General features: G+C 65.1%; 11 protein-coding genes. 8 read left to right on the top strand and 3 right to left on the bottom strand.

The window, feature by feature from the left end; translation table 11 throughout:
- Positions 1–74: 74 nt before the first annotated feature.
- Positions 75–557: a sigma-70 family RNA polymerase sigma factor gene (locus tag AC07Y9_RS25210; RefSeq protein ID WP_037004888.1), complete on the bottom strand. Its 483-nt coding sequence runs from the start codon at positions 555–557 to the stop codon at positions 75–77.
- 333 nt (positions 558–890) lie between these two features.
- On the opposite strand from AC07Y9_RS25210, the gene AC07Y9_RS25215 reads away from it, so the two are divergent.
- The 3 genes from AC07Y9_RS25215 to AC07Y9_RS25225 are packed head-to-tail and all read left to right on the top strand — an operon-like array spanning position 891 to position 5,454.
- Positions 891–2,063, top strand: coding sequence for an efflux RND transporter periplasmic adaptor subunit (locus AC07Y9_RS25215; RefSeq protein ID WP_102680630.1), 1,173 nt, complete (start codon positions 891–893; stop codon positions 2,061–2,063).
- Positions 2,064–4,037, top strand: a complete 1,974-nt coding sequence (locus tag AC07Y9_RS25220; protein ID WP_102680629.1) for a MacB family efflux pump subunit — start codon at positions 2,064–2,066, stop codon at positions 4,035–4,037. It abuts the gene before it with no gap.
- Between the two features lie 7 nt (positions 4,038–4,044).
- Positions 4,045–5,454, top strand: a complete 1,410-nt coding sequence (locus AC07Y9_RS25225) for an efflux transporter outer membrane subunit (protein ID WP_102680628.1) — start codon at positions 4,045–4,047, stop codon at positions 5,452–5,454.
- Between the two features lie 113 nt (positions 5,455–5,567).
- On the opposite strand, the gene pvdP is transcribed toward AC07Y9_RS25225, so the two are convergent.
- Positions 5,568–7,190: a pyoverdine maturation tyrosinase PvdP gene (gene pvdP, locus AC07Y9_RS25230; protein ID WP_102680627.1), complete on the bottom strand. Its 1,623-nt coding sequence runs from the start codon at positions 7,188–7,190 to the stop codon at positions 5,568–5,570.
- Positions 7,191–7,397: 207 nt separating this feature from the next.
- Here pvdP and pvdM point away from each other — a divergent pair, with 207 nt between their 5' ends.
- From pvdM to pvdO, 3 genes are read left to right on the top strand one after another with little or no spacing between them, the layout of a single operon-like run.
- Positions 7,398–8,822: a pyoverdine-tailoring dipeptidase-like protein PvdM gene (pvdM, locus tag AC07Y9_RS25235; RefSeq protein ID WP_102680626.1), complete on the top strand. Its 1,425-nt coding sequence runs from the start codon at positions 7,398–7,400 to the stop codon at positions 8,820–8,822.
- Positions 8,823–8,858: 36 nt separating this feature from the next.
- Positions 8,859–10,157: a pyoverdine-tailoring periplasmic protein PvdN gene (pvdN, locus tag AC07Y9_RS25240; protein ID WP_102680668.1), complete on the top strand. Its 1,299-nt coding sequence runs from the start codon at positions 8,859–8,861 to the stop codon at positions 10,155–10,157.
- 45 nt (positions 10,158–10,202) lie between these two features.
- A complete protein-coding gene (gene pvdO / locus AC07Y9_RS25245; RefSeq protein WP_009044809.1) occupies positions 10,203–11,096 on the top strand; it encodes a dihydropyoverdine dehydrogenase in 894 nt (297 codons plus the stop codon).
- Positions 11,097–11,148: 52 nt separating this feature from the next.
- Here the strand turns inward: pvdO and AC07Y9_RS25250 are convergent, their stop codons facing one another.
- Positions 11,149–12,012 carry a formyltransferase family protein gene (locus AC07Y9_RS25250; RefSeq protein WP_102680625.1) on the bottom strand — a complete coding sequence of 288 codons (864 nt, stop codon included), beginning with the start codon at positions 12,010–12,012 and terminating at the stop codon, positions 11,149–11,151.
- A 186-nt stretch (positions 12,013–12,198) separates the two neighbouring features.
- On the opposite strand from AC07Y9_RS25250, the gene AC07Y9_RS25255 reads away from it, so the two are divergent.
- Both AC07Y9_RS25255 and AC07Y9_RS25260 read left to right on the top strand, forming a co-directional pair.
- On the top strand, positions 12,199–13,851 hold the full coding sequence (locus tag AC07Y9_RS25255) for a cyclic peptide export ABC transporter (protein ID WP_102680624.1): 1,653 nt from the start codon (positions 12,199–12,201) through the stop codon (positions 13,849–13,851).
- Between the two features lie 95 nt (positions 13,852–13,946).
- A complete protein-coding gene (locus AC07Y9_RS25260) occupies positions 13,947–16,421 on the top strand; it encodes a TonB-dependent siderophore receptor (RefSeq protein WP_102680623.1) in 2,475 nt (824 codons plus the stop codon).
- Positions 16,422–16,434 lie beyond the last annotated feature (13 nt).

Here is a 16,434-nt window from a genome sequence, read left to right on the forward strand (position 1 = left end):
CGGCCCATGGCGAGGCAGCAGGTCGTCTGTTGAGTAGGAACGAGGACAGTGAAAAAAAATTTAACAAAGAAGGATCAATGGGCGTCCCACTGCCGGACCCGCACCCGGCAATGTTTCATCGCATTGACGATGTGCTTCTCCACCAGGCTGCGGGAAATCCCCAGGCGCTCGGCGATCTCGGGGTGGGACAGGCCTTCGAGCTTGCGCAGCAGGAAACTTTCCCGGCACAGCGCCGGCAGCTCCGCCAGCGCCCGTTGCAGCATGTCCAGGCGCTGGCCATGGTCGATGCTAGTGTGTGGCGAGGGGCTGAAGAAGCGCTCTTCATTGTCCAGCACATCCAGGGATTCGACCTGGCGCAAGGCATTGCGCCGATGGCCGTCGATCACCAGGTTCAGCGCCGTACGGTAGAGGAAGGCCCGCGGTTGCTCGATCGGCGTGTCGCTGGAACGCTCCAGCACCCGCACATAAGCGTCATGCACCACATCTTCGGCCACCTGCAGGTTGCCCAGCTTGGCGTTGAGGAAACACACCAGCTCGCGATAGTAGTTTTCCAACATGACTCCCGACCGCGATACGCGGCTTTTGTCCTTGAGCACAACTGGCACTCCGCCCCTGGGCAGGCGATTCGATGATGGCAGTTTAGAAGTGGTGTAATTTATAGTAATTCTCATATAGATTTAAAGTGCTGTGTCGATTCGCCGGTTTTATTTTCGTCGCCTAACCTGTAACCCCGCACCTGTAACGCCATGTGTCATGACTTAAATTCCCTCCGGCGCTTCTCGTCTACCTGACAGCTCCCCGTATCTGTCGCTCTGGCGGCAGCCTCCAGCCCTGCCCACCCCCTGGGCCAGGCCGGACGACGGGCCGACTTCCATTGGCCGGAACCCTGCATGAAACGTCCCCGTCATACCCGACGCGCCCTGCTTGTCACCCTGTGTCTGATTCCTGTCGTTGCCTTCGCCGCCTGGCAGTTCCTGCCGCCGGGGCGCGACCAGCTCGCCACCGTACAAGTCAGCCGCGGCACCATCGAAAGCAGCGTGACCGCCCTGGGCACCCTGCAACCGCGGCGTTACGTGGATGTCGGCGCCCAGGCGTCCGGGCAGATCCGCAAGATCCACGTCGAGGCCGGCGACCCGGTCAAGGAAGGCCAGCTGCTGGTGGAGATCGACCCCGCTACCCAGCAGGCCAAGCTCGATGCCAGCCGTTTCTCCATCGAGAACCTGCAGGCCCAGCTGCAAGAGCAGCGGGCACAGAACGAACTGGCCCGACAGAAGTACCAGCGCCAGCAGAACCTCGCCGCCGGCGGCGCGACCCGCGACGAAGACGTGCAGACCGCCCGCGCCGAACTCAAGGCCACCCAGGCGCGGATCGACATGATCCAGGCACAGATCCGCCAGGCCCAGGCCAGCCTGCGCAGCGACCAGGCCGAGCTGGGCTATACGCGGATCTACGCGCCGATGTCCGGCACCGTGGTCGCGGTGGACGCCCGCGAAGGCCAGACCCTCAACGCCCAGCAACAGACGCCGTTGATCCTGCGCATCGCCCGGCTGTCGCCGATGACCGTCTGGGCCGAGGTCTCCGAAGCCGATATCGGCCACGTCAAGCCGGGCATGACCGCCTACTTCACCACCTTGAGCGGCGGCGCCCGGCGCTGGACCAGTACCGTGCGGCAGATCCTGCCGATCCCGCCCAAGCCGCTGAATGAAAGCAGCCAGGGCAGCGGCAGCCCCAACAGTTCGAGCAAGAGCGGCAGCGGCCGCGTGGTGCTCTACACCGTGCTGCTGGATGTGGATAACGCCGACAACGCGCTGATGGCCGAGATGACCACCCAGGTGTTTTTTGTCGCCGAGCGCGCGCAGGACGTTCTCACCGCGCCGATCGCCGCCCTGCAGGGCAGCACCGAGGGCGGCGCCCAGCTGGCCCGGGTGGTGGCGAAAAACGGCTCGATCGAGGAGCGCAAGGTACGGGTCGGCATCAGCGACCGTTTGCACATCCAGATCCTGGACGGCCTCGCCGAAGGCGATCACTTGCTGATCGGTCCCGCGCAAAGCAGCGGAGGCTGAATGCAAACCCCGCTGATCGACCTCAAGGGCATCCGCAAATCCTATGGCGGCGGCGACACGCCGCAAGTGGACGTACTGCGTGGCATCGACCTGTCGATCCACGCCGGCGAGTTCGTCGCCATCGTCGGCGCCTCCGGCTCCGGCAAATCGACGCTGATGAACATCCTCGGCTGCCTCGACCGCCCGACCTCGGGCGAGTACCTGTTCGCCGGGGAAAACGTCGCCCGGCTGGACAGCGACGAACTGGCCTGGCTGCGTCGCCAGGCCTTCGGCTTCGTGTTCCAGGGCTACCACTTGATTGCGTCCGGCTCGGCCCAGGAAAACGTCGAGATGCCGGCGATCTATGCCGGCACCCCGGCGGCCGAGCGCCACGCCCGCGCCGCCGCCCTGCTCGACCGCCTGGGTCTGGCCAGCCGTACCGGCAACCGCCCGCACCAGTTGTCCGGCGGCCAGCAGCAGCGGGTGTCGATCGCCCGCGCGCTGATGAACGGCGGCCATATCATCCTCGCCGACGAACCCACCGGCGCCCTCGACAGCCACAGCGGCGCCGAGGTCATGAGCCTGCTCGACGAACTGGCCAGCCAGGGCCACGTGGTGATCCTCATCACCCACGACCGCGAAGTCGCGGCGCGGGCCAAGCGCATCATCGAAATCCGCGACGGCGAGATCATCAGCGACACCGCCGACGAACACCCCGAGGTCCAGGCCAGCGCCAACAGCGGCGCCCTGCAGGCAGTGGACCTGCGCCAGCGCCTGGCCGACGGCAGCGAACCCAACGGCGCCTGGAAAGGCGAGTTGGTGGATGCCGTGCAGGCGGCCTGGCGGGTGATGTGGATCAACCGTTTCCGCACCGCCCTGACCCTCTTGGGAATCGTCATCGGCGTGGCCTCGGTGGTGGTGATGCTGGCAGTGGGCGAAGGCAGCAAACGCCAGGTCATGGCGCAGATGGGCGCCTTCGGCTCGAACATCATCTACTTGAGCGGCTACTCGCCCAACCCGCGCACGCCCGAGGGCATCGTCACCCTGGACGACGTCGCGGCCCTGGCCAACCTGCCCCAGGTAAAACGCATCATGCCGGTCAACGGCGCGAAGGCCGGGGTCCGCTTCGGCAACGCCGACTACATGAGCTATGTGGGTGGCAACGACACCAACTTCCCGGAGATCTTCAACTGGCCCGTGGCCCAGGGCAGCTACTTCAGCGACGCCGACGAACGCTCGGCAGCGGCGGTGGCGGTGATCGGCCACAAGGTCCGGGAAAAACTCCTCAAGGACGTGGCCAACCCCATCGGCCAATACATCCTGATCGAGAACGTGCCATTCCAGGTGGTCGGCGTGCTCTCGGAAAAGGGCGCCAGTTCCGGCGACAGCGACAGCGACGACCGCATCGCCGTGCCCTACTCCGCCGCCAGCATCCGCCTGTTCGGCGACCACAACCCGCAGTACGTGGCGATCGCCGCCGCCGATGCCAGCCGGGTCAAGCAGACCGAACGCGAAATCGACGAACTGATGCTGCGCATGCACGGCGGCAAACGCGACTTCGAACTGACCAACAACGCCGCCATGATCCAGGCCGAGGCACGGACCCAGAACACCCTGTCGCTGATGCTCGGCGCCATCGCCGCGATCTCGCTGCTGGTGGGCGGCATCGGGGTGATGAACATCATGCTCATGACCGTGCGCGAACGCACCCGGGAGATCGGCATCCGCATGGCCACCGGCGCCCGCCAGCGCGACATCCTGCGCCAGTTCCTCACCGAGGCGGTGATGCTCTCGGTGGTCGGCGGCCTGGCCGGGATCGGCGTGGCGCTGATCATCGGCGGCATCCTGATCCTCAGCGAGGTGGCAGTGGCCTTCTCCCTGGCCGCGATACTGGGGGCCTTCGGCTGCGCTCTGATCACCGGCGTCACCTTCGGCTTCATGCCAGCCCGCAAAGCTGCCCGGCTCGATCCGGTCAAGGCCCTTACCAGTGAATGATCGACCTATGAAAGTGCACCTGACCCTCCTGGCCGCCAGCCTGGCGCTGGCCGCCTGCAGCAGCCCGGCGCCGCGCCCGGACAGCGGCCTGCAAGCCCCCGCCGCCTGGCACTCCGCCACCAGCCTCGCGCCGCGCCAGCAAGATCCACGCTGGTGGCTGCAATTCGGCAGCCCGGAACTCGACCGCCTGATCGCCGAAGCCCGCGCCGGCAGCCACGACCTGGCGGCGGCCATGGCCCGGGTCCAGCAGGCCCAGGCCAGCGCCGTCATTGCCGGCGCGCCCTTGCTGCCCGCCGTCAACGGCACCTTCAACGCCAACCGGCAGAAGCTCCTGCGGGGCAGCGGCTACAGCCAGCTGGATACCAACAGCAACAACAAGGCCGTGGACTATTTCAATGCCGGCCTGAGCGCCACCTATGAAATCGATTTCTGGGGCGGCAAGCGCGCCGCCCGGGACAGCGCCCTGCTGGGCCTGCAGGCCAGCGAGTTCGACCGGGCCACCGTGGAACTGACCCTGCTCAGCGGCGTGGCCAACAGTTACGCCCAGGTACTGTCGCTGCGGGAACAGAGCCGGATTGCCGAGCTCAACCTGGCCAATGCGCAGAGCGTGCTCAGGCTGGTGCAGACCCGCTACGACGCGGGCTCGGCCACCGCCCTCGAGCTGGCCCAGCAGAAAAGCCTGGTGGCGGCCCAGCAGCGCCAGGTGCCGCAGGTCCGGCAACAGGCCGAAGAAGCCCTGATCGCCCTCGCCGCCCTCCTCGGCCGGCCAGTGCAGAGCCTGACCCTGAGCGACCAGCCTTTCGCCCAACTGAACTGGCCGGACATCGATGCCGGAGTGCCCAGCGACCTGTTGGCCCGCCGCCCCGATATCGCCGGCGCCGAAGCCCGGCTGGCAGCGGCCCGGGCCGATGTCAGGGTGGCACGGGCGGCGATGCTGCCCAACGTGACCCTGACCGCCAACCTCGGCTCCGGCGCCAACACGTTCGATGACGTGCTACGCAGCCCCTTCTACAACCTGACCGCTGCGCTGGTGGCACCGATCTTCAACAACGGCCGCCTGGGCGCCGAGCGCGACAGGGCCACGGCACGCCAGCAGGAACTGCTGGAAAGCTACCGCGGGGCGATCATCAATGGCTTCGCCGATGTGGAAAAGGCCCTCAACAGCATTCGCGGCCTGGACCAGCAGCGGCAATGGCAAGGCGAAGAACTGAATCAGGCGCAGCGGGCCTTCGAGATCGCCCAGAGCCGTTATCAGGCTGGCGCCGAAGACCTGCTCACCGTGCTGGAAACCCAGCGCACCCTGTACGCCGCCCAGGACCAGAACGTGCAACTGCGGCTGTCCCGGGTGCAGTCGAGCATTGCCCTGTACAAAGCCCTGGGCGGTGGCTGGAAGACGCTCGAAACCAAGAGGTTCTGAACGCAGAGCCTGTAAATAAAGAGCCTCTCAATAACAGAGTCTCCCAATAAAGCGCTCCAGAAAACACAACGGCGCGGGCCCTGCGACAGGACCCGCGCCGCGGCCTTACCGGCTCACAACTTCAGGTGCTGGGCGTACCAGGGCCGCCGCGGTGCCCGCTTGAGCAGCTGTGGCACCTCCTCGTCACGGCTCAGGGCGATACGCAGGGCCAGCTTCATGACCTCCTGGTCCATCTCCAGCGACATCTCGCCAGGCACGTTGCCCAGCGGGCCGCAGCCATGGGTCGAGGCCCCCAGCCAGGGGTCGTCGATCTCGACCCAGCGCCCGGGCGCGAACCACGGCACACCGTTGACCTCGCGACGCAGCACTTCACCGGGATGGAAGCGCTCATGGGCGCGGAACCAATCGTCGATGCGGTCGTCGATCCAGCCATGGAACTTCCAGAACATCGGATGCACATGGGACGAGAACGGGTCGCCGAGAAAGTCGTTCTGCGCCAGGTACCAGCGTCCGGCGAAGTCCGAGGAAACCCGGGCTTCCATGACCGGCATGCCGTTGGCAGGATCCCGGGCGACATCGGCCCAGCGCATGTGCAACCAGTCATGCAGGCCCAGCTCGACCTCCGAACCGAACTGCCCCAGGGTCAGGCGGCTGAGGTATTCGGGGTCCTGGTACTGCGACTCCCAGACCTGGAAATTGCCATAGAAGGCCGCGTCGCTCTTCAAGCCATGCAGCCAGCGGGTGAACTCTTCATCGTCGTCGGCGATCCAGGCCGGCGGCACCGAGCAGCCGTCGTGGTTTTCGTAGTAGCGGATAAAGCCCTGGCGATCCTGCTCCAGGCGCGGCGACGGCAAGGGCAGCTGCTGCCAGGACACCAGGTCCGGCTGTAGCGAACGGGCCTGCAACAGCATGTGCCGGTGCATGAAGAGGAAGTCGATTCCCGAGGCGTTGCGATGCTTGCGTCGTCCACGGGCATCGCGCTCGTGCTTGAGCGGTCCCGGCTGCCAGCCAAGCCCCCGCAGGCTGTTTTGCTTGTCCTTGGGCAAGGAATGCCAGCGATCCCGCGAGGCATGCCAGAGCTGGTGGAACAGGCGATGCTGAGGGGACACCAGCCAGGCCAGCAACTCGGGGCTCAGGCCGTTCTGCTCCCGAGCCGCGGGAAAGGCCCGCTTACGCGCCACGAAGCGCACCGCGGAGACCGGCGCCAGGGGCGAAGCCTGCAACGACTGCAGGCTGCCGCTGAGGGTGCCGCTGCCGGCATTGCCCCAGCTCGCCCAGACCTCGTCGAGCACCACCTGGCACTCATGGCTGGGCGCGCCGCCGATCTGGCCTGCGGCGAACAGCCGCCAGCACAATTTCGCGGCGTCCACCGCCGCCAGCTCGCCCTGCACCCGAAACTCCACCGGACCGTCACCGCGCAGGCTTTGCGGACGCCCCAGAAAGCCACGCAGGCCGCGCCCGGTCGGACCGACATCGAGCACCAGCTCACAGCCGCGACGCGGTAGCGGTGCCTGGGCGTCCAGAAACTCGATGTCCCAGATGCCCCGCAGGTGATCGGCGAGACGCACGCCCGGATCGAGAGCGACTTCCAGCTTGGCTTCCCCCGGGGTGATTTCCAGCTCTTCCTGACGGCGCACGTCCTGGCGCTGCAACTCCTTGCGGGTGTAGAGCGCCACAGGAATAGCCGCCCCCGTCACCGCCAGACCGGTCAAAAATCCTCGTCTCGAAAACCTCATCGCTCTACCTATATCCAGTGGCGCGTCACGCATCTAGCTAGAACGTTGGATTTGCTCGGAAATTTACCGGCGAGCCACTCCCGGGCCGCTAAATTTGCCGCCGGCCAGCTCGTTTATCGCGGATAGATGTACACAAAAGGTCGGACCTGGAAGCACCGCGCTTGCAGCCCCGACCCCGTCATCAGCCCGCCTGCGACTGGGATAGCAATGATCAAATTACCTGGTAAGAAAACCCTCTACCTGAGCCTGCTGGTACTTATTGTCGCCGTACTCGGTGTCGGTACCGGGGCCGCCTGGCACTACTACTGGAAAGGCCGGGTGTCTTACCCCAGCGACATCGTCAAGCGCGCCAACGACCTGCAGGAGCGCATCATCTCCTTCGACAGCCATGTCACCGTGCCCCTGGATTTCGGTACCGAAGGCACCGAGGCGGACAAGGACACCCATCGCCAGTTCGACCTGGTCAAGGCCGGTCGCGGCAGGATGTCCGGCGTGGCCCTGAGCATTCTCGCCTGGCCGGAAATGTGGAACGGCCCCAACGCCCCGCACCGCCCCACCGCCGGCTTCGTCGAAGAAGCCCGGCACCAGCGCGAGACCCGCTACCGGATCATCCAGGGCCTGGTACGCGACTTCCCCAACCAGGTAGCCATCGCCTATACCCCCGCCGACCTGCGCCGCATCGCCTCCGAAGGCAAGCTGGCGGTGGTGGTCAGCCTGCTCAATGCCTATGCCATGGGCGACGACCTCGACCAGCTGGACAAGTGGGCCGCCCGCGGCATGCGCCTGTTCGGCTTCAGCTATGTGGGCAACAACGACTGGGCCGACTCCTCGCGCCCGCTGCCGTTCTTCAACGACACCCGGGACGCCCTCGGCGGCCTCTCGCCGATCGGCAAGCAGGCCGTGCACCGACTCAATGACCTGGGGGTGGTGATCGACGTCTCGCAGATGTCCAGCAAGGCCCTGGACGATGTCGCGGCCCTGACCCGCGCGCCGCTGGTGGCCTCGCACTCCGCGCCCCGGGCCCTGGTGGACATCCCGCGCAACCTCAGCGACAAGGAACTGCAGGTCATCAAGGCCACCGGCGGGGTGGTCCAGGTCGTGGGCTTCTCCACCTACCTGCGGCCCCTCAGCCAGCCGACCCTGGACAAGCTCAACGCCCTGCGCAAGCGCTTCGACCTGGCCCCGCTGCCCGGCCTGGAGAACGCCCTGATGCCGGGTGACTCGGTCATCACCATCTGGCCGGAACAACGCTTCGGCGAGTACGCCAGCGCCCTGTACGGCATCCTTGAAGAAGAGCCCAAGGCCAGCCTCAAGGACTATGTCGACGCCATCGACTACACGGTGAAAAAGATCGGCATCGATCACGTCGGCATCAGCTCGGACTTCAACGAGGGCGGCGGCGTCAACGGCTGGATGAGCGTGGCGGACAACCGCAACGTCACCGCCGAGCTGATCCAGCGCGGCTACACCGACATCGAGATCGCCAAGCTCTGGGGCGAGAACTACCTGCGCGTCTGGGAACAGGTGCGCCAACTCGCCAAGCCGGCGCAACCCACCGCGCAACCTGCCGCACACGCCATCGATCGTGCCGTCGAACATGCCTTAACCGAACACGCCGCCGTCGCCGACTGAACCATGACCGACCGAACCCTGAACGAGAACCCTCCCGTGACCAATCGCCGGACCTTCCTCAAGCACGCGGGCCTGCTGGCCGCCGCCCTGCCCCTGGGCAGCTTCGCCATCGGCCAGGCCCGGGCCGCCGCCACGCCCGCCACCAGCCCCCAGCAATGGGCCCAACTGCGCCAGCTGTTCGACCTCGACCCGGACTATGTGCACCTGGCCAACTTCCTCATCACCTCGCACCCCAGGCCCGTGCGCGAGGCCATCGAGCAGTACCGCGCGGTGCTGGATCGCAACCCGGCCATGGCCATGGACTACGACACCCAGTACACCTGGAAGCACGAGGCCCAGGTGCGCGAGAGCGTCGGCCGCTACCTGCAGATCAAGCCCGCCCAGGCGGCCCTGACCGGCAGCACCACCGAAGGCCTGGCCATGATGTATGGCGGCATCCACGTGCGCCCCGGGCAGGAAATACTGACCACGGTGCATGAACACTACTCGACCCGTAACGCACTCAAGTACCGCACCCAGCGCGATGGCACCCAGGTGCGCACCATCGAGCTGTTCAAGTCGCCCCACCAGGTCTCCATCGACGAGGTGCTGGGCAATATCGACCGCAGCATCCGCCCCAACACTCGCGTCCTGGGGATGACCTGGGTGCAATCGGGCAGCAGCGTGAAGCTGCCGATCGGCGAGATCGGCAAGCTGGTGGACCAGCACAACCGCAATCGCGACGAGGGCGAGCGGATTCTCTACTGCGTCGACGGCGTCCACGGCCTGGGGGTGGAGGACGTCACGTTTGCCGACCTCAATTGCGACTTCTTCGTCGCCGGCACCCACAAATGGATGTTCGGCCCGCGGGGCACCGGGATCTTCTGCTCGCGTTCGGAAAAGCTTGAGCACCTGACGCCGATGGTGGCGACCTTCTCCGAGAACCAGGACTTCGCCACCACCATGACCCCTGGCGGCTACCACAGCTTCGAACACCGCTGGGCCGTGGACCAGGCGTTCGAACTGCACATGCAACTGGGCAAGGCCAACGTCCAGGCGCGCATCCACCAACTCAACAGCTACCTCAAGCAACGCCTGCAGGAACTGCCAGGCATCGAGCTGGTGACGCCCCTGAGCCCGCAGCTGTCCGCCGGCTTCACCTTCTTCCGTGGCCCGAACCTGGACACCGACGCCACCGCCGCCTGGCTGATCGAGAACCGCGTCCTGGTGGATGCGGTGGACCGCGACGCGGGACCCGTAGTGCGCATGGCGCCTGGCCTGCTCAACAGCGAGGCGGATATCGACCGCGCCATGGACCTGCTGGGCAAGCGACTGCGTGGCGGCAAGACCGCCTGAGCCCTCGTCCACCTCTTTTCTCTACATCGCACAAGGTTATTGATAATGAAACCTATCGCCTGCTCCTCACTCGCCGCGCTGCTCGGCTGCCTGGTCAGCCTCACCGCCCAGGCCGCCGAACCCGCCAAGCCCGGCAGCGTGTTCAAGGACTGCAAGAACTGCCCGGAAATGGTGGTGCTGCCCGCCGGCAGCTTCGTCATGGGCTCCCCCGAAGGCGAGGTCGGCAGGGAACCCGACGAAGGCCCGCTGCACAAGGTGACCTTCAGCAAGCCCTTCGCCATCAGCCGTTTCCACGTGACCGCCGGCGAGCTGGATGCCTACATCCGCGAGACCGGCACGGTGATCAAGGACGGCGACGACCGGCCCGGCCGCCTGTGCCAGGCCAGCAAGCCGCGTTATCAACAAGGCCCGCGCCAGCCCGCGGTCTGCGTCGACTATGCCGAGGTCCAGGCCTATGCCCAGTGGCTGTCGAAGAAGACCGGCCAGCACTACCGGATGATCAGCGAGGCCGAACGCGAGTACGCCGCACGCGCCGGCAGCACCGGTTCCTTCCCCTTCCCGTTCGATGAAGAAGGCCAGTACCAGATCAGCAAGCACGCCAACACCTACGGCCCCAAGGACGGCTACAGCTACAGCTCCCCGGTGGGCAGCTATCCGCCCAACGCCTTCGGCATGTATGACATGCACGGCAATGTCTATGAGTGGGTCGCCGACTGCTGGCACCCCGACTATGTCGGCGCGCCCACCGATGGCAGTGCCTGGATGGAAGACTCGGGCGGCGTGTGTCTCGACGCGCAGATTCGCGGCAACGACTGGGGCGAGGCCCCGGTGTTCTCCCGCTCGGGCAACCGCAACAGCCGCAAGCGCGAGGTTCGCGGCGACTTCCTGGGCTTTCGCGTAGCCCGTGAGCTGGAACAACCTGGCACCGGCCACAAATAAGAGGCCGATCGACGGCGGTCAAGCGCGATGCCGCGCTTGACCGCCGCGAGCCTCAGGCGCCGGCGCGGGATTCGCCAACCGGCTGCTCGCGCAGCGTCTCGGCCAGCAGCGCCAGGCCTTCATGCAAGGCCGGGAACAGGCTGTTGTTGAAGTTGTTCCAGCGCAGTTCGAGGATGGTGTCCTCGGGCGCGATCTCGGTGTTGAGCACGTCGTGGAACACCTCGCCGGAATCAATGCCGTTGTCCACGTAGTGGAACGAGGCACCGGTCATGTACAGCGGCTCGACCGGCTCGGTTTCCCGGGTGGTCCAGTCCACCACCTTCTGCCCCCGGGCACCGTACAGCGCATTCCAGGTGGCATAGGCACCGCGGCGCTCGTAAGGCGATTCGAGGCGGGTGATACCCGGATGGATGTTCATGATCCGCCGCGCGAAAGGCGCGCCCGGACGCACCAGCTCGTCGAGGATCACCAGCAGGCCGTCGAGCACCACGATGTCGGCTTTCAGTTCCACCAAGGTGTCGTGCAGGCGACGCTCGAAATCCTGCTTGCCGGCGATGTGCTCGGCCGAACCGCGCGGATGGCGGCGATAGGTGGACGGCACGCTGAGCAGCAGCTCATTGACCAGGCGCCCCTGCACGCGCAGGTCCGCCGGGTACAGCCATTGCCGGCCGGGCTGATAGGCGAAGCCGTAGTCGCTCACCAGTTGCTGGTCCCGTGGCGACTGCTCGTCGTCGTCATACACCACCCCGACCAGGTTATAAGCGTCGCCCAGGGGCGTCTGGTTCAGCGTCTCCACCAGGAACTCCAGCACCGACTTCATGTAGCGCTCGTGATCCTTGTAGGCCACCGGCTGCCCGGCCTTGTCGGCCGCCGCGTTCCTCAGGGACCAGACATACACCAGATTCTTTTTCGTCATTTGCTCGCTCTCGCTGAATGGGCCAGGCACGACGTCGTTACGCGTGCACCTGCAAAACAAGAACGAATCAGGCGCCGGGCAATTTATCCACGCCCACGGCCGCGCTAAATACTCCCGCCAACGGTTCGTCTGTCATGAGTACGGGTCTTTGTGCCTCGACCCCTCATTCACTGCCGGGAACCCCTTATGACCGACCCCAAGCGCGGAGCCTTTCACGGACTGCTCGCCCTGCTCAGACCCTTTCGTACCACTGTGGTGATTTCCGTTGCCCTGGGCATGGTAGGCGGCCTGGCCATCACCCTGCTGCTGGCCACTATCAACAACGCCCTGCACTCGGCGACCGGCATGACCCAGGGCGTGGTGCTGACCTTCGCCGCCCTGTGCCTGCTGGCGCTGACCAGCTCGATCGTCTCGGATATCGGCACCAACTACGTGGGCCAGCGGATCATCGCCGCCCTGCGCAAGGACCTGGGGGAAAAAGTGCTCTCGGCGCCCATCACCCAGATCGAGCGCTACCGCTCCCACCGCCTGATCCCGGTGCTGACCCACGACGTCGACACCATCAGCGACTTCTCCTTCGCCTTCACCCCGCTGGCCATCGCCGCCACCGTCACCCTCGGCTGCCTGGGCTACCTGGCGTACCTGTCGGTGCCGATGTTCCTGATGATGGTGGTCGCCATCATCATCGGCATCAGCGTGCAGTACGTGGCCGGCGGCAAAGGGATCCGCGGCTTCGACCTGGCCCGCGACCAGGAAGACGAGCTGCAGCGCTACTACAACGCCATTGCCTCGGGCGCCAAGGAACTGCGCATGCACCGCCCGCGCCGCTACCGGATGAACACCCACCGGATCCGGGAAACCGCGGACCGCATCGCCTCGATCCAGGTGCGTTCGGTGAACATCTATATCCTGGCCAAGACCTTCGGCTCGATGCTGTTCTTCGTGGTCATCGGCCTGGCCCTGGCCATGCAGGCCTACAACCCGAACCCGGACCCGACCGTGATCACCGGCTTCGTGCTGGTGCTGCTGTACATGAAAGGCCCGCTGGAAAACCTGGTGTCCTACCTGCCGGTGGTGGGCAAGGCGAAGATCGCCTTCGGCCGCATCAGCGAGCTGTCCGAGCGTTTCTCTTCCCCCGAACCCCACCTGCTGCTGGACGCTACCGAGGCGCCGAAACCCGTGGTGCACAGCCTCGAACTGCGTGGCGTGAGCTACAGCCCGCCCGCGGTGGAAGGCAGCGAGCCGTTCCACCTGGGGCCGATCAACCTGGACATCAAGCAGGGCGACATCGTATTCATCGTCGGCGAGAACGGCTGTGGCAAGACCACCCTGATCAAGCTGCTGCTGGGGCTGTACCAGCCCCAGGCCGGGGAAATACGCCTGAACGGCGAGGCCGTGACCGACCTGGCCCGGGACGACTACCGCCAGCTGTTCACCACCGTGTTCGCCGACTACTACCTGTTCGACGACCTGGTCCAGGGCGGCGGCCAGCAGTCCCTGGACAGCGCCAGCCAGTACCTGGACCGCCTGGAGATCGCGCACAAGGTCAGCGTCAAGGATGGCGCCTTCACCACCACCGACCTATCCACCGGCCAGCGCAAGCGCCTGGCCCTGGTCAACGCCTGGCTCGAAGGGCGCCCGGTGCTGGTGTTCGACGAATGGGCGGCGGACCAGGACCCGGCCTTCCGGCGGATTTTCTACACCGAGCTGCTGCCGGACCTCAAGCGCCTGGGCAAGACCATCATCGTCATCAGCCACGACGACCGTTACTTCGATATCGCCGACCAGCTGGTGCGCATGAAGGCCGGCAAAGTCATCACTGATCTGCAACCGGCGTGATTGTTTCCGGTTTATGGCCACTGGTGCGTCATACAGACAGAACTGAGAATTACTAGCATTAACAATCATTACATCTGCCGGACTTCTAAGAGCACATGAGCATGCCCGCACAACATCGACTGACTCCTCTGGCCAAAGCCCTCCTTTGCCAGGCGTTCTCGCCGAGAATGGCTTCGCGCACCCTGGGCCTGGCCCTGACCCTGCCCTTGATGGCGCAAGTCCAGGCCCAGGAAGTCCATTTCAACATCGTTTCGCAATCCATGGCGTCGGCCCTGCAGGAGTTCGGGCGCCAGGCCAACCTGCAAGTGCTGTACAGCCCTGACGATGTGCAAGGCAAGCGCAGCAACGCGCTGACCGGCAGCTATTCGGCGGAGCGGGCCATCGCGGTGCTGCTCAATGGCACGGGGGTCGCCTATTCCCTCAAGGGCAACTCGGTGACCATTCTCAACCGAGCTTCCGCAGGCTCGCTGGAACTGGGGGCCAGCACCATCACCGCCCAGGGCCTGGGCATGACCACCGAGGACACCGGTTCCTACACCACCGGGGCCATGCAGACCGCCAGCAAGCTGGCCCTGACGGCCCGGGAAACGCCGCAATCGGTCACGGTCATCACTCGCCAGCGCATGGATGACCAGAACATGAAAACCCTGGAGGACGTGCTCAAGAGCACCCCGGGCATTTCCATGACCAAGGACGGTCCGCAGCGGCCGACCTTCTACTCCCGCGGCTTTGCCATCGAAAACCTGATGACCGATGGCTTGCCCAATGACTTGAGCCACTACCTCAGCCGGGACATGAACTCCACCCCCGACATGGCGATCTTCGACCGGGTGGAAGTGGTGCGTGGCGCCACCGGCATGATGCAAGGGGCCGGCAGCCCTTCGGCGGCGGTCAACATGGTGCGCAAGCGCCCGACCGCCACCCCGCGGGTCACCCTCACCGGCAGCGCCGGCAGCTGGGACAACTACCGCACCGAATTCGACGCCTCCAATGCCTTGAACGACAGTGGCACCCTGCGTGGCCGGATAGTCACCGCCTACCAGACCAAGGACAGCTTCCAGGATTTCACCAGCTCCGAGCGCTCGGTGTTCTATGGCATCACCGAGGCCGACCTGAACGAAGACACCACCTTCACCTTCGGCATCTCCAACCAGAACGCCAATAACAATACTGCCTGGGGCGGCCTGCCCGTGGCCAAGGACGGCAGCGACCTGCACCTGAAGCGCTCCACTTACCTGGGCAGCGACTGGGAATACTGGGACCAGGACAACACCACGGCGTTCACCCGCCTGGAGTACCGCTTCGCCAACAACTGGAAAATGCTCCTGGCCGCCAGCAGGAGCTGGTCCGACCTGAGCATGCTCGGCTCCATCCCGGAGCGCATGGGCCCCGACTACAATGAGTTCGGCCAGAACATCGGCCGGTACGACTACAAGGACAAGCAAAGCAGCTACGACGGTTATGTCACCGGGCCGTTCTCGCTGTTCGGCCGTACCCATGAACTGGTGGTGGGCGCCAGCAAGCGCGAACTGACGTTCAACGGCAAGGGCTTGCCCATCGACCTGGAGACCCATACCGACCTGAACAACCCCAGCGGCATTCCCAAACCGGACATGAGCGCCAACCCCTGGACGCAGCACCGCACCAGCGAGCTGGAAGGCACCTATGTCACCACGCGCCTGAACCTCACCGACGACCTCAAGCTGATCCTCGGCGGCCGCCTGGACTGGTACAAATACGACGTCACCACCGCCTGGAACGGCAGGCCGTATGCCTCCAGCCTGCCCAACAAGGTAACGCGGCACCTGACCCGCTACGCCGGGGCGATCTATGACCTGGACGAACATCACTCGGTCTATGTCAGCTACACCGACATCTTCAAGCCGCAGACCGAACTCGACACCTCCAACAACGCCCTCAAGCCCATCGAAGGCAAGAACTACGAACTGGGTATCAAGGGCGAGTACTTCGACGGCAGCCTGAATGCCAGCGCGGCGATCTTCCGCATCGACCAGGAAAACCGCGCCAAGGAAGTGAGCCCCAACCAGTGCACCCCGGCAGGCACCACCTGCTATGAAGCCGCCGGCGAAGTCCGCAGCCAAGGTATCGAGCTGGAAATCAACGGATCCCTGGCCCCGGGCTGGGAACTGGGGGCCGGCTACACCTACGCCTCAGTCAAATACACCAAGGACTCCAACCCGGACAACAAGGGTCGCCTGTACGACACCGATATCCCGCGCCATGTGTTCAAGGCCTTCACCACCTACCAGCTGCCCGGCGATCTCAATCGCTGGACCATCGGTGGCGGCGTGTATCGGCAGAACACCATCTACAACCAGGGCACCAACTTTTATGACACGACGAGCAAATTCCGCATCGAACAAGAGGCCTACACCCTGGTCGACCTGATGACCAGCTACAAAGCCTCGGAGCATGTCGATATCCGCCTGAACATCAATAACGTTTTCGACAAGAAGTACTATCAGAGCATCGGCACCAACACGGTCTATGGCATCAACCAGTATGGCGATCCGCGCAATGCCATGGTGACGGTACGCTGGTCGCTTTGAGCCCCGCTTGAAC

The organism is Pseudomonas sp. GW456-L12 (genome assembly GCF_059424045.1).

Bases quoted from the DNA above. Each gene is read 5' to 3' on its own strand.
- pvdO (WP_009044809.1), top strand. From the start codon at position 10,203: ATGAAACCTATCGCCTGCTCCTCACTCGCCGCGCTGCTCGGCTGCCTG.
- AC07Y9_RS25215 (WP_102680630.1), top strand. From the start codon at position 891: ATGAAACGTCCCCGTCATACCCGACGCGCCCTGCTTGTCACCCTGTGT.
- AC07Y9_RS25225 (WP_102680628.1), top strand. From the start codon at position 4,045: ATGAAAGTGCACCTGACCCTCCTGGCCGCCAGCCTGGCGCTGGCCGCC.
- AC07Y9_RS25250 (WP_102680625.1), bottom strand. From the start codon at position 12,012: ATGACGAAAAAGAATCTGGTGTATGTCTGGTCCCTGAGGAACGCGGCG.
- pvdM (WP_102680626.1), top strand. From the start codon at position 7,398: ATGATCAAATTACCTGGTAAGAAAACCCTCTACCTGAGCCTGCTGGTA.
- AC07Y9_RS25255 (WP_102680624.1), top strand. From the start codon at position 12,199: ATGACCGACCCCAAGCGCGGAGCCTTTCACGGACTGCTCGCCCTGCTC.
- pvdP (WP_102680627.1), bottom strand. From the start codon at position 7,190: ATGAGGTTTTCGAGACGAGGATTTTTGACCGGTCTGGCGGTGACGGGG.
- AC07Y9_RS25260 (WP_102680623.1), top strand. From the start codon at position 13,947: ATGAGCATGCCCGCACAACATCGACTGACTCCTCTGGCCAAAGCCCTC.
- AC07Y9_RS25220 (WP_102680629.1), top strand. From the start codon at position 2,064: ATGCAAACCCCGCTGATCGACCTCAAGGGCATCCGCAAATCCTATGGC.
- AC07Y9_RS25210 (WP_037004888.1), bottom strand. From the start codon at position 557: ATGTTGGAAAACTACTATCGCGAGCTGGTGTGTTTCCTCAACGCCAAG.